At 68.7% G+C, this 15,356-nt stretch carries 15 protein-coding genes and 1 pseudogene; 11 read left to right on the top strand and 5 right to left on the bottom strand.

Features of this window, described 5'->3' with window-relative positions; translation table 11 throughout:
* Nucleotides 1–452: pseudogene (locus tag ADL15_RS16375) on the bottom strand (hypothetical protein); the annotation flags it as partial.
* Between the two features lie 180 nt (nucleotides 453–632).
* On the opposite strand from ADL15_RS16375, the gene ADL15_RS16370 reads away from it, so the two are divergent.
* The 3 genes from ADL15_RS16370 (at nucleotide 633) to ADL15_RS16365 (ending at nucleotide 2,392) form a co-directional block, all read left to right on the top strand.
* Nucleotides 633–1,397 (top strand): GntR family transcriptional regulator, encoded by a 765-nt coding sequence (locus ADL15_RS16370; protein ID WP_067690927.1) that lies wholly within the window; start codon nucleotides 633–635, stop codon nucleotides 1,395–1,397.
* A gap of 56 nt (nucleotides 1,398–1,453) precedes the next feature.
* A complete protein-coding gene (locus tag ADL15_RS57065; protein ID WP_083971309.1) occupies nucleotides 1,454–1,873 on the top strand; it encodes an HIT family protein in 420 nt (139 codons plus the stop codon).
* A 306-nt stretch (nucleotides 1,874–2,179) separates the two neighbouring features.
* Nucleotides 2,180–2,392 carry a hypothetical protein gene (locus ADL15_RS16365; protein WP_067690924.1) on the top strand — a complete coding sequence of 71 codons (213 nt, stop codon included), beginning with the start codon at nucleotides 2,180–2,182 and terminating at the stop codon, nucleotides 2,390–2,392.
* Nucleotides 2,393–3,318: 926 nt separating this feature from the next.
* Here the strand turns inward: ADL15_RS16365 and ADL15_RS16360 are convergent.
* Nucleotides 3,319–3,615 carry a hypothetical protein gene (locus ADL15_RS16360; RefSeq protein ID WP_067690921.1) on the bottom strand — a complete coding sequence of 99 codons (297 nt, stop codon included), beginning with the start codon at nucleotides 3,613–3,615 and terminating at the stop codon, nucleotides 3,319–3,321.
* Between the two features lie 150 nt (nucleotides 3,616–3,765).
* Here ADL15_RS16360 and pyrE point away from each other — a divergent pair, with 150 nt between their 5' ends.
* A complete protein-coding gene (pyrE, locus tag ADL15_RS16355) occupies nucleotides 3,766–4,296 on the top strand; it encodes an orotate phosphoribosyltransferase (protein ID WP_067690918.1) in 531 nt (176 codons plus the stop codon).
* A gap of 176 nt (nucleotides 4,297–4,472) precedes the next feature.
* On the opposite strand, the gene ADL15_RS16350 is transcribed toward pyrE, so the two are convergent.
* The 3 genes from ADL15_RS16350 to ADL15_RS16340 are packed head-to-tail and all read right to left on the bottom strand — an operon-like array spanning nucleotide 4,473 to nucleotide 7,352.
* Nucleotides 4,473–5,012, bottom strand: coding sequence for a hypothetical protein (locus tag ADL15_RS16350; protein WP_067690915.1), 540 nt, complete (start codon nucleotides 5,010–5,012; stop codon nucleotides 4,473–4,475).
* On the bottom strand, nucleotides 5,009–6,079 hold the full coding sequence (locus ADL15_RS16345) for an aspartate-semialdehyde dehydrogenase (RefSeq protein WP_067691018.1): 1,071 nt from the start codon (nucleotides 6,077–6,079) through the stop codon (nucleotides 5,009–5,011). The genes ADL15_RS16350 and ADL15_RS16345 overlap by 4 nt, the downstream gene beginning before the upstream one ends.
* A 7-nt stretch (nucleotides 6,080–6,086) precedes the next feature.
* Nucleotides 6,087–7,352 carry an aspartate kinase gene (locus tag ADL15_RS16340; RefSeq protein WP_067690913.1) on the bottom strand — a complete coding sequence of 422 codons (1,266 nt, stop codon included), beginning with the start codon at nucleotides 7,350–7,352 and terminating at the stop codon, nucleotides 6,087–6,089.
* A gap of 183 nt (nucleotides 7,353–7,535) precedes the next feature.
* Between ADL15_RS16340 and ADL15_RS16335 the strand changes: the two genes are divergently transcribed.
* From ADL15_RS16335 to ADL15_RS16305, 7 genes are all read left to right on the top strand, one after another.
* Nucleotides 7,536–8,369, top strand: coding sequence for a hypothetical protein (locus tag ADL15_RS16335; RefSeq protein ID WP_067690910.1), 834 nt, complete (start codon nucleotides 7,536–7,538; stop codon nucleotides 8,367–8,369).
* A 188-nt stretch (nucleotides 8,370–8,557) separates the two neighbouring features.
* The gene (leuA, locus tag ADL15_RS16330) at nucleotides 8,558–10,282 is read left to right on the top strand and encodes a 2-isopropylmalate synthase (RefSeq protein WP_067690908.1); all 1,725 of its coding nucleotides are present in this window, start codon (nucleotides 8,558–8,560) and stop codon (nucleotides 10,280–10,282) included.
* A 57-nt stretch (nucleotides 10,283–10,339) separates the two neighbouring features.
* On the top strand, nucleotides 10,340–11,008 hold the full coding sequence (locus tag ADL15_RS16325) for an HNH endonuclease family protein (protein ID WP_067690905.1): 669 nt from the start codon (nucleotides 10,340–10,342) through the stop codon (nucleotides 11,006–11,008).
* Nucleotides 11,008–11,406, top strand: coding sequence for a hypothetical protein (locus ADL15_RS51445; protein WP_067690903.1), 399 nt, complete (start codon nucleotides 11,008–11,010; stop codon nucleotides 11,404–11,406). The genes ADL15_RS16325 and ADL15_RS51445 overlap by 1 nt, the downstream gene beginning before the upstream one ends.
* Before the next feature lie 280 nt (nucleotides 11,407–11,686).
* Nucleotides 11,687–12,646 (top strand): calcium-binding protein, encoded by a 960-nt coding sequence (locus ADL15_RS16315; protein ID WP_067690900.1) that lies wholly within the window; start codon nucleotides 11,687–11,689, stop codon nucleotides 12,644–12,646.
* A complete protein-coding gene (locus ADL15_RS16310) occupies nucleotides 12,646–13,719 on the top strand; it encodes a calcium-binding protein (RefSeq protein ID WP_067690897.1) in 1,074 nt (357 codons plus the stop codon). Before ADL15_RS16315 ends, ADL15_RS16310 begins: the two co-directional genes overlap by 1 nt.
* Nucleotides 13,720–13,725: 6 nt before the next feature.
* The gene (locus ADL15_RS16305) at nucleotides 13,726–15,318 is read left to right on the top strand and encodes a beta-N-acetylhexosaminidase (protein ID WP_067690894.1); all 1,593 of its coding nucleotides are present in this window, start codon (nucleotides 13,726–13,728) and stop codon (nucleotides 15,316–15,318) included.
* Nucleotides 15,319–15,356 lie beyond the last annotated feature (38 nt).

Here is a 15,356-nt window from a genome sequence, read left to right as displayed (position 1 = left end):
GAAGAACCGCCGGCCGAAGCCCGCACGATCCCGGTGAAACACAGCCGCAGCCGGTGACGATCCACCACACACCACGACCACGCCCACACGAACCGACGCGTCGGACCAGCCACCACCAAGCCGAGAACCAGCAGCACCATCACGCTCAGCGCCAGCCACCACGGCATCACCCGCAGCAGCACCGACAGGACCGCCGCCGCAGACGCCGCGACCGTGATCTCCAGCGACCACCACCACAGCACCCGCAGCACCGGCCACGCCCGCACCAGCAGCGCCACCGCCAGTCCGACCACGAAACCCGCAACCAGACCTAGCAACATCGCCAACAGCAGCGGACGGAAAGCCGACAGCACCGCAGTCGACGCAGCCCACAAACCCAGGCTCACGCACAGGAACGCCAGACGCGCACGCTTGACGTACCACTGCGACACCGGCGTCTCTACCAGCGTCACCGCCCCTACGGGCGCTGAACTGAACAACCCCTTTGCCATGTCACCAGCCCCTTCCGGATAAGCCTCCCTAGGGAGGTTGCTTGGCTCAACTATCCACCTCCCTAGGGAGGTCGTCAACCCGCTTAGGCGTGCCTCTCTAGGGAGGTGCCGTAGACTTCGGGACCAGACATGGAGGTACTAATGCCGGACCGACCCTCGCTAAGTCGCCGGATCGCCAGCGACCTGCGAGAGGCGATCCTGCGTGGGGATCTTGCAGTGGGGCAGTCCGTGCCTTCTGAGCGCGAATTGATCGAGCGCTACGGCACCACCAAAAGCACGGCAAGCAAGGTCATAGGCATCTTGCTGGCGGAGGGGCTCGTCACCACTAAGTTCGGGCGGGGTACCTACGTCCGCGACCGGCCAGTCCTGCGACGCATTTCGGCTGCACAGCGGCACGCAGCACACCGGCGGGCCGGTAAGCCTGTTTTCGATGTGCAGGCGATAGACCAGGGCCAGGTCCCGTCGCGGCGCATGCTCTTCGTGGGCAGACGCGAGGTGCCGGCTCATTCCGCTGAATGGCTTCAGATTGAACCCAGCGCGGAGGCCGTAGTTCGACAAAGGCTGCAGCTGCTCAACGACGAGCCCGCCGTCATCTCGACGAGCTATTACCCCTCGTGGCTGGCTGCCGGAACCCGCCTTGAGTCGCCAGATCCCCTGCCTGAGGGGCCGGACGAGTTTATCGAGAGCCTCGGGCACAGGTTTTCCCACGGAATCGAGGTCTTCCGGGCGGCTATGCCCACTCCGGAGGAGGCGACCCTGCTCGCCCTAAGGCCGGGCGTTCCCGTGGTTCACATGTGGCATGTGGACCACGATGATCAGGATCGACCGCTTCAGGTTGCTCATGACGTGTACGCAGCTGACCGGCATGAGTTCGCTTACGAGTGGAACGAGGGAGACCTCAGGTGACGGAGCCCCAATGGCCAGCCAACTGGCACGCGAGAGTAGCCGGCACAAGCTGCGAGATGTGCGAGTCAACGCGCCCCGCTGAGGACGAATTCGGTATCGTGATCTACGCGTCGCAAGAGGTCGATGCCGTAATTCAGCGCGCACGGATCCAACGTGGCTACACCCTCGTAATCTGGCGCGGTCGGCATGTCACCGAGCCATACGAACTCACACCTGAGGAATCTTTCAGCTATTGGCAGGCAGTCCAAAAGGTCGGGAAGGCACTAGCGGATTACTACCAACCCCTCAAGATGAACTACGAGACGCTCGGAAACACCGTGCCCCACCTGCATACACACTTGCTGCCGCGATTCGTGCAAGACCCCGCGCCGGGACGTCCATTCCCCTTGCTACCTCAGGACGGCTCGGAGGCGCGCATAGACGACGCCGCCCTCCGGGTGGATGCAGACGCGCTTAGGGCTGCACTTCGGGACTGAATAATGCCGGGCAGGCCGCGGGATTTCACGGCACCGCCGGTCGCTGGTGCGGGGCCGGTCACGGCAGAAACAGCGGGTCGAGTGGCTGCTCGAAGGCGCCCGCCGGCTCATCTGTGGCAATCCCGCCTGCGGCCGTGCAGACGTTCGTCCACGGGCCGGAGGGTGACGGCGGGTGATCCGTTGGGCCGTACGCGGCGAGTCTGCATCTACTGTCCGATCGAACTAACCAGAACGGAAGACCCCGCGACTCGTCGCACACGCGGTCACGACTCCTACTAAAGGGTCGTGAACGCAAGGAGCGCAGTCATGCTTCCCACCAGTTACTGGTCCACCGTCCTCGAGTACCTGCCGGACGTTACGAATCTGATCCGCTTCCTCACTGCCATCATCAGCTTCGCGCTCTCTGCGGCGTTCGGCTGGAGGCGCATCCGTCGTTACCTGCGCCGTCGCGCCAACTCCGTCAAGGCCTCGAAGTCGAAGACCCTCAAGTCTGACGTCGGCGACCAGGCTGCCGAGTGATCAACAGGTCCGCTCTAGGTGCGGACTGAGCAGGTGTCACGCTCGCTGTTTCCACGCTGGACGGCCCGTGCAGGCAGGGTTGGGAGCGCCAGCCGCTACCTGCGGGCCGCGTCCTTGTGAGAACTTTCTATACATCTTCAAGGCGGCCCTGCGGGCCGCACGCCTGATCCGTCTTAGCCGGCCGTCCGCGCCTTAGGGCTTCGCCCACGGCGCGGGCCAGCAGCGGACCCGCGACGGACGCCGGACACGCCGAAGCCCCGATCGCTCTCACGCCAGGGCGGCCGGGGCTTCCCGTCGGCAACTACTTCCGAGGTGCGCCTCCGGCGGGCAGGATCTCCGACCCTGCACCCGGATAACGCCTCCGGCGGCCGGGGCTACCGCCCCTGGACCCGGCGCTCTGGGATGCCTTGCCTAGCTGACTTCCCGTCGCACACCGCAGGCTGCCAGACCGTGGCTGCCTGGCCCAGGTCGTTCGTCCGGTGGGGCGCTCCACCTGGGCCAGGCAGCCACGGTCCAACCATGCGGAACGTGCGCGACGGGATGCCAGCGAGGCCAGGCGGGTTGTGGTGGTTGCGGACGCCGCGCAGGCTGGCGGACTTCCGCTTGTTGGGAGAAATCTGGGAGAGGATCTTCCGAAAGTCCACGAGAAGGACTCCAGCAGACCAACGACTACCAATGCCTTCACCAGGAAGTATTCGAGAACGTCGAGGACGAAAAGGATCTCTAGCTTATTTCGGGACGAAGAGGTCGTCGGTTCAAATCCGGTCACCCCGACCAGTTGCAAGCCGAAGGGCTGGTAATCCAGAGATGGATTACCAGCCCTTCGTCGTTGTGGCCTCAGGTCCGGCCCCCGGGCGGGGGAACCGGGCCTGAGACGTCTCGGGTGGTCGGTGCTCGGCGCGCGCGCCGGGATCGGCACCGGCGGGTCAGACGGCGAACTGCGGGCGCACCGGGATGCCGGCCAGCGACGGGCCGACCGGGCGCGGTGTCATCTGCTGCGGCACGGCATACGGCCCGAGCATGGTCTCCACCACCGGTGCGATGGTCTGGCGGTCCCCGAGCTGCATCAGCCGGGTGGCCCGGGCCAGGGACCCGGTCTCGCCGTCCCGGAAGCCCTCGCGGTACCCGCGCTCATAACGCTCGCCACGGCCGAACGCGCGGCCGAACGCAAAACACGACGTTCCAGCGAAAGCGAGCAGGAAGAGAATGGCGAAGGGTGTCACAGCAATGTTCCTTCCGGGCACAAGCCGCTATTAGGCGAAAACTACCCCAAACACACATAGAATGCCGTATAGCGGAGATCAAGTACGCCAACGGGTGACGACCGGGGTGCCCGTGTGTCGCCACACCGTGGCCTGACAAGGTGGGACCTTGTGACTGACTCCACCGACCTCGCCCGCCAGGTCCGCACCGTGAGCCGGCTGACCGGCGAATTCACCCTCCGGTCCGGCCGCACCGCCACCGAGTATTTCGACAAGTACCAGTTCGAGGCCGACCCGGTCCTGCTCGACAAGCTGGCCGAGCAGCTCGCCGTGCTGATCCCGGAGGGCACCGAGGTGCTGGCCGGCCTGGAGATGGGGGGCATCGCGGTGGTTGTCGCGCTGGCCCGGCACGCCGGCCTGCCCACCGCGTTCGTCCGCAAGGAGGCGAAGAAGTACGGCACCGCCCGTCTCGCCGAGGGCGCCGAGGTGGCCGGTCGCCGGGTGCTCGTCGTCGAGGACGTGGTCACCTCCGGTGGCCAGGTCGTCATCTCCACGGGTGAGCTGCGCAAGCTGGGCGCGCACGTGGACCACGCGCTGTGCGTGATCGACCGGCAGGAGGGCGGCTCGCAGGCCCTCGCGGCCGACGGCATCACGCTGCGGGCGCTACTGACCCGCGAGGCCCTCGACGCGGCCGCTTCCTGACGAATCCCTGAGCCGGGCGTGGCGTGCGGCGCTCAGCCGCACGCCACAAACCCCAAGCGTGTGAAGTTTGGGTGCGCTCCGCACCGAAAGTCCCCACGCTCGCAGCTACCACCGTTGCGTGTGAAGTTTGGGTGCGCTCCGCACCGAAAGTCCCCACGCTCGCAGCTACGACGGTGTCAGGCGGGGGGCAGGGCGGTGCGCAGGACGTGCACCGAGCGCTCCATGGCCACTCGGAGCACGGCGAGCTCACGGACCGACCAGATCGGGTGGTACTCCTCCACGCCGAACATCCACGGGGCGTGGTGCGCCATCAGCTTGTCGTAACAGACGTCGTGCCGCTTGGCCCGCTGCGAGAAGACCAGACCGGTCGAGTACGCCACGTCGATCCCCCAGTTCCAGAGGTTCAGGACGCTCTCCAGCGGGACGGCGAGGCGCTTACCTCGTACCCAATCCTGTGCCGGACCCAAGTCGGCCGCGACCGGATCAGGGTCGTCCTCCGCCTCGGTCCTGGTAGCGAGGGCGACCGTGCGGATCGGGAACCCGGCCTGGCACTCGGCGATCGAGCCGAACGTCACCACCCGGCCGCCGCGGACCGCCACCGCGTCCTCGCCGTACTGATCCTGGCCCCACCAGGTCCACCGCTCGACACCGTCGAACCGGAACCCGCCCGGCCTGCCGACAACCGGCCCGGACTCGACCTGAAGCACCGCGGTCACTTACCCGTCGCTTTCTTGCTGATCTCGGCGGCGAGCAGCTCGGCGGTCTGCACCGAGTTCAGCGCCGCGCCCTTGCGCATGTTGTCACCGGTCACGAAGAAATCCAGGGCGCGCGGGTCGTCCATGGCCCGGCGGATCCGGCCCACCCAGGACGGGTCGGTGCCGACCGCGTCGATCGGCATCGGGAACTCGCCGGCCTCCGGGTCGTCGACCAGGATCACCCCGGGCGCGTTGCGCAGCACCTGACGGGCGCCGTCCGCGGTCACCTCGGCGGCGAACACCGCGTGCACCGCGACCGAGTGACCGGTCACCACCGGGACGCGCACGCACGTCGCGGAGACCTTGAGGGCCGGCACGCCGAGGATCTTGCGGCTCTCGTTGCGGAGCTTGAGCTCCTCGGACGACCAGCCGAGCGCGGCGAGCTCACCGGCCCACGGCACCACGTTGAGCGCCAGCGGGGCTGGGAACGGGCCGAGGTCGTCGCCGACCGCCTGCCGCACGTTGCCCGGGCGCGAGCCGAGCAGCCGGTCACCGGCCACCTTGGTGAGCTGGTCGTGCAGGGTGTCCACGCCGACCTGGCCGACGCCGGAAGCGGCCTGGTAGGACGCCAGGACCAGCTCACGCAGGCCGTACTCGTAGTGCAGCGGGGCGACCGCCATGATCATCGCGGCGACCGTGCTGTTGGCGCTGGAGACGATCCCGCGCGGGCGGTACTCGACCGCCTCCTCGTTGACCTCGGGCACCACCAGCGGGACGTCCGGTTCCATCCGGAACACGGTGGAGTTGTCCACCACGGTGGCGCCCCGGGACACCGCGATCGGCGCCCAGTGCGCCGCCACGTCGTCGGGCACGTCGAACATCGCCACGTCCACGCCGTCGAACGCGTCGGCGGTCAGCGGGAGGATCGAAAGGGTCTCGCCGCGGCAGAGCAGCGACTTGCCGGTGGATTTGGCCGACGCGATCAACCGGATCTCGCCCCAGACGTCGCGCCGGGACGAGAGCAGGTCGAGCATCACCGTCCCGACGGAACCGGTGGCTCCGACGACGGCGAGCGTGGGCCGCGCCATCGGCGGCTTACCGGCCGGTACCGCCATAAACGACGGCTTCCTCGTTGCCACCGAGCTCGAACTGGTCGTGCACGGCACGGACCGCGGTGTCGAGGTCGGTGTCGCGGCAGACGACCGAGACCCGGATCTCCGAGGTGGAGATCATCTCGATGTTCACGCCGGCCTCACCGATGCAGGCGAAGAAGGAGGCCGCGACGCCCGGGTGCGAGCGCATGCCGGCGCCGATCAGCGAGACCTTGCCGACGTGGTCGTCGAAGAGCAGGCTCTTGAACTTGATCTGGTCCTTGATCTTGTCGAGCGCGCTCATCGCGACCGCGCCGTCCGCCTTCGGCAGCGTGAACGAGATGTCGGTGCGGCCGGTGCCCTCGGTCGACACGTTCTGCACGATCATGTCGATGTTGATCTCGGCCTGCGCGACGGTCTCGAAGATCCGGCCGGCCGAGCCCGGCTCGTCGGGCACCCCGACGATCGTGATCTTGGCTTCGCTGCGGTCGTGCGCGACCCCGGTGATCAGTGCTTGTTCCACGTCAGGGTCCTCCATCGAGCCGGTGACGAGCGTGCCTTCTTTGTTCGAGTACGAGGAGCGTACGTGGATCGGCACCTTGAAGCGCCGCGCGTACTCCACGCAGCGCAACATCAGCACCTTCGCACCGCCGGCCGCGAGCTCGAGCATCTCCTCGTACGTGATCTTCTTGATGTGCTGTGCGTCCGGGACGATCCGCGGGTCGGCGGTGAACACGCCGTCCACATCGGTGTAGATCTCGCAGACGTCCGCGTGCAGCGCCGCGGCCAGCGCGACCGCCGTGGTGTCCGACCCGCCACGCCCCAGCGTGGTGATGTCCTTGGTGTCCTGCGACACGCCCTGGAAACCGGCGACGATGGCGATGGCGCCCTCGTCCAGCGCGGTCCGCAGGCGGCCGGGAGTGACGTCGATGATCCGCGCCTTGCCGTGCGCCGAGGTGGTGAGCACGCCGGCCTGTGAGCCGGTGTACGACCGCGCCTCGTAGCCCAGGTTGTGGATCGCCATGGCCAGCAGGGCCATCGAGATCCGCTCGCCGGAGGTGAGCAGCATGTCCAGCTCGCGGCCCGGCGGCAGCGGACTGACCTGGTTGGCCAGGTCCATCAGCTCGTCCGTGGTGTCGCCCATCGCGGAGACCACCACGACCACGTCGTCGCCGGCCTTGCGGGCAGCCACGATGCGCTCGGCCACGCGCTTGATGCGCTCGGCGTTCGCCACCGACGAGCCACCGTACTTCTGCACGACTAGAGCCACGGCCAACCATTCCTTCGGATACACGGAACAATGACGCCGGTCAGGGCAGTCGCCACCACCCTAGCCGCGGGGGTGCTCAGCTTTCACAGGCGATCCCAGATTCCGGCCGTTCGCCCCCGACACGCCGGGCGGTGCGGACCGGCGTGTCGCACCGAACGGGCGAGATGGGGCGAGAATGTCGCCGTGCACCTTCCCTCCGGATCCGGGCGCCTCCTGGCCGCGCTGACCGCCACCGCGCTGGCCCTGGGCCTGGCCGGCTGCGGCGAGGACACGCCCGACGCCGCGCCCACCCCCTCGGCCTCGGCGCTGATCACCCCCGGCAACCCGGACTCGCGCAACGAGCTGGCCGGGATCGCCGCGATCGCGCTGGACCGCAAGTACGCGGCGCTCTACACGTTCACCGGCAGCAGCGGCGTGCCCCGCAACGTGGTCGCCACCGTCGCGGTCGACGGCACCTGGCGGGTGGACATCGCGAACGGCGCGCTCGGCGGCTCCTCGGACGTCTCGATCGTGCGCAACCAGAACGGCGTCTACCAGTGCTCGCTCTCGATGACCGGCGCACCGGTCAACGCCGGCTGCGTGCACGTGGCGGCCAAGGGCGAGAAGGTGCCTCGCCGGTACGACCCGCAGGTGCAGCGGCTGTTCCGCCAGTGGCTGCCGGTCTTCACCGACCGCGACTCGGCCCTCGCGGTCGCCGCGGTGCAACCGCTGGACGGCGCGCAGGGCGGCTCCTGCTACTCGGTCGACTCGATCTCCGCCTCCCAGGACCAGCCGGTCGACGTCGGCGTCTACTGCTACTCCGCGGACGGCCTGCTGACCGCGGCCCGGGTCGGCTTCGGCCGGATCCAGCTGGTCCGGCAGATCGCCGGGCCGGCCACCGTGCAGTTCCCCGGCCCGGAGGTCGGCGGGGACGCGATGGGGATGGGCGCGCCGGACCCGGCGAGCACCCTCGAGCCCTCGATCCCGGTCGATCCGCCGACCGGTCCGGCCACCGCGCCGTCCGCCGCCACCGGCTGATCACGGGCTGTCCCACGATCCGGTCGTTCGCCTGGCCGGTCCGAAGTTGTTCACGTAACGTGGTCGGCGACATGTGGCAGGTGAACCTTCTCCTTCGCTGCCGCGACGAGGCCCCATCCCAGGCCGGCACCTCGTCGCGGAGTTGAAGCACGCCGCCTGCTCGTTTTCATTTCGACAGGAGCAGTCACATGTCCACTTCTTTTGATTCCCAGCGGTCCAGCGGCATGCCGTTCCAGCGGTACGAGTCGTTCCAGAAGCAGTTCCCGATCGACCTGCCCGAGCGCCAATGGCCGGGCCGGGTCGTCGAGACCGCGCCGCGCTGGTGCGCGGTCGACCTGCGCGACGGCAACCAGGCCCTGATCGACCCGATGTCCCCGGAACGCAAGCGGCGGATGTTCATGCTGCTGGTCAAGATGGGCTACAAGGAGATCGAGGTCGGGTTCCCGGCCGCCAGCCAGACCGATTTTGATTTCGTACGGCAGCTGATCGAGCAGGACCTGATCCCGGACGACGTCACCATCCAGGTGCTGGTGCAGTGCCGCGAGCACCTGATCGACCGGACCTTCGAGTCGATCCGCGGCGCCAAGCGGGCCATCGTGCACTTCTACAACTCGACCTCGACGCTGCAGCGGCGGGTGGTCTTCGGCCTGGACAAGGACGGGATCACCGACATCGCCACCACCGGCGCCCGGCTCTGCCAGAAGTACGCCGAGATCCACACCCCGGACACCGAGATCTTCTACGAGTACTCGCCCGAGTCCTACACCGGCACCGAGCTGGACTACGCGCTGGAGATCTGCTCCGCGGTGATCGACGTGATCGACCCGACGCCGGCCCGGCCGCTGATCATCAACCTGCCGGCCACCGTCGAGATGGCCACCCCGAACGTGTACGCCGACTCGATCGAGTGGATGCACCGTCACCTGCCCCGCCGGGACAGCGTGATCCTGAGCCTGCACCCGCACAACGACCGGGGCACCGCGGTGGCCGCCGCCGAGCTGGGCCTGCTGGCCGGCGCCGACCGGATCGAGGGCTGCCTGTTCGGCAACGGCGAGCGCACCGGCAACGTCGACCTGGTCACCCTGGGCCTGAACCTGTTCTCCCAGGGCATCGACCCGCAGGTGGACTTCTCGAACATCGACGAGGTCAAGCGCACCGTCGAGTACTGCAACCAGCTGCCGGTGCACGAGCGGCACCCGTACGCGGGTGACCTGGTCTACACCGCGTTCTCCGGCTCGCACCAGGACGCCATCAAGAAGGGCTTCGCCGCGCTGCAGTCCGACGCGGACACCGCCGGCGTGGCGATCGACGCCTTCACCTGGGGCGTGCCGTACCTGCCGATCGACCCGAAGGACGTGGGCCGCACCTACGAGGCGGTCATCCGGGTCAACTCGCAGTCCGGCAAGGGCGGGGTGGCGTACATCATGAAGGAGGAGCACAAGCTCGACATGCCGCGGCGGCTGCAGATCGAGTTCTCCGGCGTGGTGCAGCACCACACCGATGAGGAGGGTGGCGAGGTCGGCCCGCAGCAGATGTGGGACATCTTCGCCGGCGAGTACCTGGTCGAGCACCAGATCGGCGCCGCCTTCAAGATCGAGAGCTACAGCACCGCCACTGTCGACGGCAAGGTGGAGATCGACGTCGAGGTGTTCCACCGTGGCGTGCGTCGTCCGCTGGCCGGGGTCGGCAACGGCCCGATCGACGCGTTCACCCAGGCCGTCGAGCCGCTGGGGATCAAGGCCCGGGTGCTGGACTACGCCGAGCACGCGCTGACCTCGGGTGGTGACGCGCAGGCCGCCGCATATGTCGAGGTGGAGGTCGGCGACCGTGCGTACTGGGGGGTCGGCATCGACGCCAACATCGTCAGCGCCTCAATCAAGGCCGTGACCAGCGCGATCAACCGCGCCCGCTGATTCACTCCCGCGTGCCGCCGAGAGGCGGCACGCGGGCATCACCTTTACGCTGAGTGGGTGCCCCCACGTAGCTCCCGCTGGATCCCGTTCCTGCTAGCCGCCACCCTGATCGCCGGTTGTGACGTCGCCGACGCCGGTGACCCCGGTTCCACGTCGCCCACCGGCTCCGGGTCCGGCTCGGGTTCCGGCTCCGGAAACGCCAAGACCGCCGAAGACCAACTCGCGAAGCTGACCGTCGTCGCCAAGACCGGCACCATGGCCGGCTACAGCCGGGAGAAGTTCCCGCACTGGAAGAGCGCCGGCAAGAACTGCGACACCCGTGACTCGGTCCTCGAGCGCGACGGCAAGAACGTCAAGACCTCCGGGTGCAATGTCGTCGCCGGCACGTTCACCAGCTTCTACGATGGTGTGCAGCTGGATTCACCGACCAAGGTCGACATCGATCACACCGTGCCGCTGGCCAACGCCTGGCGCTCGGGTGCGAACAAGTGGACCACCGACCAGCGCGAGGCGTTCGCGAACGACCTGGACCGGCCGCAGCTGCTGGCGGTCTCGGCCACCTCGAACCGTTCGAAGGGCGACCAGGACCCCTCCACCTGGAAGCCCCCGGCGAAGGACGCCTGGTGCGATTACTCCGTCGACTGGGTAACCGTGAAGAGCTATTACAAGCTGACCGTCACGGAAAAGGAGAGGGACGCCTTGCAGGACATGCTGGGGACCTGCTGATGGCCGAGACCGAGCCGCAGGCCACACCCGAAACCGCGCCACCGGCCGCACCCGCGGCCGCCGCACCGCCGGCACCTGCCACGGAACCGGCCGCACCCGAGACCGCGGCACCGCCCGCCCCGAGCGGGGAGACGACCGCGGCCGCCGGGCCGCTCGCCAAGACCACCGACATCGTGCCTGGTCCGGGCGGTGTGATGACCGACGAGGTCGGCGTCGTGACCGGCGACCTGACGCTGCGCAGCGAGCTGGCCGGCACCGACCTGACCCTGCGCGTGCAGTACAAGGACGCCGACGAGTGGTACGTCGTGACCGGCGGCCGGGCCAAGCTGGCTGATCCGTCCGATTTGGACGCCGTGCACACCCTCGCGGTCGCTCTGCTCCACCGTCCCGAGGGCTAATAAATCGGGATTTTCGGGCGGGCTCGCATTTCGCGATCCCGCCCGAATGTCATTTCGGGTAACTCCCGGCGAGCGGACTATGTATATCCTTCGACCTCGATCTGATCTTTCGGGGGAAGGATTCACTTGACACGTTCACGTTGGCTGTCCCGCGTCGGTGCGACCCTGATCGCCGGCACTGCGGTTCTGACGGCCGCTTCACCCGCCCAGGCGGCGGGCACCGGCACCGCCTCGGTCAAAGGCACCGAGATCAGCTTCACGGCCCGCGCCGGCAAGCGTCGTGGTCACCCGCTCCGGCCGGACCGTCACCATCGACGACAAGTACGCGATCAAGCCGGGCAAGGGCTGCAAGCGGGTCGACGCGACGAAGGTCCGCTGCACCACCAAAACAACGCCGATGCTGATCACAGTCCAGTTGGGCACCAAGAACGACCGGTTCGTCAACAAGACCGCGATCCGGTCCTGGGTCCGGGGCCAGTCCGGCAACGACACGCTCTACGGCGGTCCCAGCGAAGACTTTCTCGACGGTGGGCTCAACAACGACACGCTCATCGGCGGCGCCGGTGACGACGGACTCGCCGGTTGGAGTGGCGACGACCTGCTCTACGGCGGTTCCGGCCGGGACTGGCTCGACGGCAAGACCGGCAACGACCGGCTCTACGGCGGCACGTACGGCGACCGGTTGCAGGGCGGCCCCGGCAACGACCTGATCGACGGTGGCTCGGGCAACGACTTCCTCGCCGGCGAGAACGAGGACCGTGGTCTCGCCGGGCCGTTCCCGGTCGGCTCGGACGTCTTCCGCGGCGGCGCCGGGCGGGACACGGTCACCTATGAGAGCCACCAACACGGAGTCACGGTCGACCTCGACGGCCAGTCCGGCGACGACGGCGAGCCCGGCGAGCACGACACCGTCGGCGCCGATGTCGAGAACATCTACGGCTCGATGAACGACGACACCCTGATCGGCAACGCGGCGGCCAACGAGATCTGGGGCACCTATGGCGCCGACACGATCCGGGGCGGCGCCGGCAACGACTCGTTGAACGGCAACTTCGGCCTGGACAAGCTCTACGGCGAGGCCGGCGATGACGCGCTGGACGCCATCGAGCCGGGCACCGCGGCGCAGCACCAGCAGGCCGACCAGGTCGACGGCGGCGACAACGCGACGAGCAACGGCGACCTGTGCAAGATCAGCGCCGTCGACGTCGTGACCACCTGTGAACGAGTGGAGAAACTCTGATGCGCACCACCCGAATCCTGACCCGCGCGGGCCTCACCCTGCTCGCCGGCACCGCGGTCCTGGCCGCGGGCGCACCGGCCCAGGCCGCAAGCACCGGCTCTGCCTCGGTCAAGGGCACCGAGATCAGCTTCACCGTCGTGGTCACCCGCTCCGGCCGGACCGTCACCATCGACGACAAGTACGCGATCAAGCCGGGCAAGGGCTGCAAGCGGGTCGACGCGACGAAGGTCCGTTGCACCACCGCGAAGGCGCCCACGCGCATCAAGGTCCTCCTGGGCACCAGGAACGACCGGTTCGTCAACAAGACCGCCATCCAGTCCTGGGTCGACGGCCAGTCCGGCAACGACGCGATCACCGGCGGGTCCGGGAAGGACTCGCTCGACGGCGGCACCGGCAACGACGCGATCAGCGGCGGTTACGGCGACGACGACATCTCCGGCTGGACCGGCAACGACCGGCTCTACGGCGGCTCCGGCCGGGACTGGATCGACGGCTGGACCGGCAACGACAAGCTCTACGGCGGCACCTACGGCGACCACCTGCAGGGCGGCCTCGGCAACGACCTGCTCGACGGCGGCACCGGCAACGACTATCTCGCCGGTGAGAACGAGGACCGCGGGCTCGCCGGGAGCTTCCCGGTCGGCGCGGACGTCTTCCGCGGCGGCGCCGGTGTCGACACGGTCACCTACACATTCCACAACGGGGTCACCGTCGACCTCGACGGCCAGTCCGGCGACGACGGCGCGCCCGGCGAGCACGACACGGTCGGCACCGACATCGAGATCCTCGAGGGTTCGGTCGGCAACGACACCCTGATCGGCAACGCGGCCGCCAACACGATCCTCGGCGACCGGGGCGACGACACGATCCGGGGCGGCGGCGGCAACGACACGATGGTCGGCGACTACGGCGTGGACAAGCTCTACGGCGAGGCCGGCGACGACACGATCGACGCGATCGAGCTGAGCGACCCGCAGGACGCCGACCAGGTCGACGGCGGCGACAACGCCACGAGCCTCGGCGACCTGTGCAAGGCTGCTCCGGTCGACGTGGTCGTGAACTGCGAGCGGTAGATCCACATGGCTACGGTCAGGCGGGTGCGCCACAACCTGCTCGCCCACCTGACCGTCGCCGGGGCCCTGCTGCTGCCGCTCGTCGTGACCACCGCGTCCGCGGCGAGCCCACCGGCGCCCGGCCCGATCACGTTGCACAGCGTCATTCCGGCGCCGGCTGAGGTCGTACCCTCGTCGTCTGGTCCGTTTCGGATCACCGCGACCACCGTGCTCGTCGCGGCCTCGGCCGCGCGGCCGATCGCCGAGCGGCTCGCCGCGGCGCTGCGCCCGGCCACCGGATTCCCGCTGCCGATCCGCCCGGCCGGGACCACCGCGATCACCCTGCTGCTCAACGACGCCCCCGATCCCTGGCTGGGCGACGAGGGCTACCAGCTGGAGGTGGGCACTCAGGGCGTGGCGCTGCGCGCCAACCGCCCCGCCGGGCTCTTCGCCGGGACGCAGACGTTGCGGCAGTTGCTTCCCACGACCGTCGAGGCTTCTTCGGTACGACCGGAGAACTGGACCGTGCCGGCCGGACTGATCCGCGACCGGCCCCGCTTCCCCTACCGCGGCACGATGCTCGACCTGGCCCGGCACTTCCATCCACCGGCCGACGTGAAGCGCTACATCGACGAGATCAGCCGCTTCAAGTTCAACTACCTGCACCTGCACCTCGCCGACGACCAGGGCTGGCGCATCGAGATCGACGGCTGGCCCCGGCTGACCACGGTCGGCGGCGGCCCGGGCACCGGCGTGCGCGGTCTCGGCCCCGGCTACCTGACCCAGGCCGACTACCGCGAGCTGGTCCGGTACGCCGCCGAACGGTTCGTGACGATCCTCCCGGAGATCGACATGCCCGGGCACGTGAACGCGGCCCAGGTCGCCTACCCGTCGCTGACCTGTGACGGGGTCGCGCCGCGGCAGCGGACCGACATAAGGGTCGGCTACAGCTCGCTCTGCACGAGCAAGGAGAGCACGTACGTCTTCGTCGAGGACGTGATCCGGCAGCTGGCCGCGCTGACCCCGGGGCCGTACCTGCACGTCGGCGGCGACGAGGCGCTCTCCACCCGGCACGAGGACTACCTGGCCTTCGAGCAGCGGGTGCTGCCCCTGGTGGCGAAGTACGGCAAGACCGCGTACGGCTGGCACGAGATCGCCGCGGCCCCGGCCGCCACCGACGCGGTGATCCAGTACTGGTCGGTCAGCCGGGACACCCCCACCGTCGCGGCCGCCGCCGGAGCCGGCGCCAAGGTGATCCTCTCCCCGGCCGACCGCACCTACCTCGACATGCAGTACGACCTGCTCACCCCGGGTGGCCTGCACTGGGCCGGAACGATCGAGGTGCGCACCGCGTACGACTGGGACCCGGCCACCTGGGCGCACGGCGTGCCGGCCGACGCGGTGCTGGGTGTCGAGGCGCCGCTCTGGTCGGAGACGCTGCGCGACTACGACGACGTCGAGTTCCAGGCGTTCCCCCGGCTGGCCGCGATCGCCGAGCTGGGCTGGTCACCGCGGTCCACTCACGACTGGATCTCGTTCCGCGACCGCCTCGCCGCCTACGGCCCGCGCTGGACCCGCCGCGGCGTCCACTTCTACCGTTCCCCACAGATCCGCTGGTGAGCGCGTTTCTCACCGGCAACGACGAAACGGGATCGTCC

Origin of the sequence: Actinoplanes awajinensis subsp. mycoplanecinus (assembly GCF_001509495.1) — a bacterium.
In the GTDB taxonomy this organism is placed as follows: Bacteria; Actinomycetota; Actinomycetes; order Mycobacteriales; family Micromonosporaceae; genus Actinoplanes; species Actinoplanes palleronii.
The sequence above is the reverse complement of the archived record's forward strand: the minus strand, read 5'-3'. Positions and strand labels throughout refer to the sequence as shown.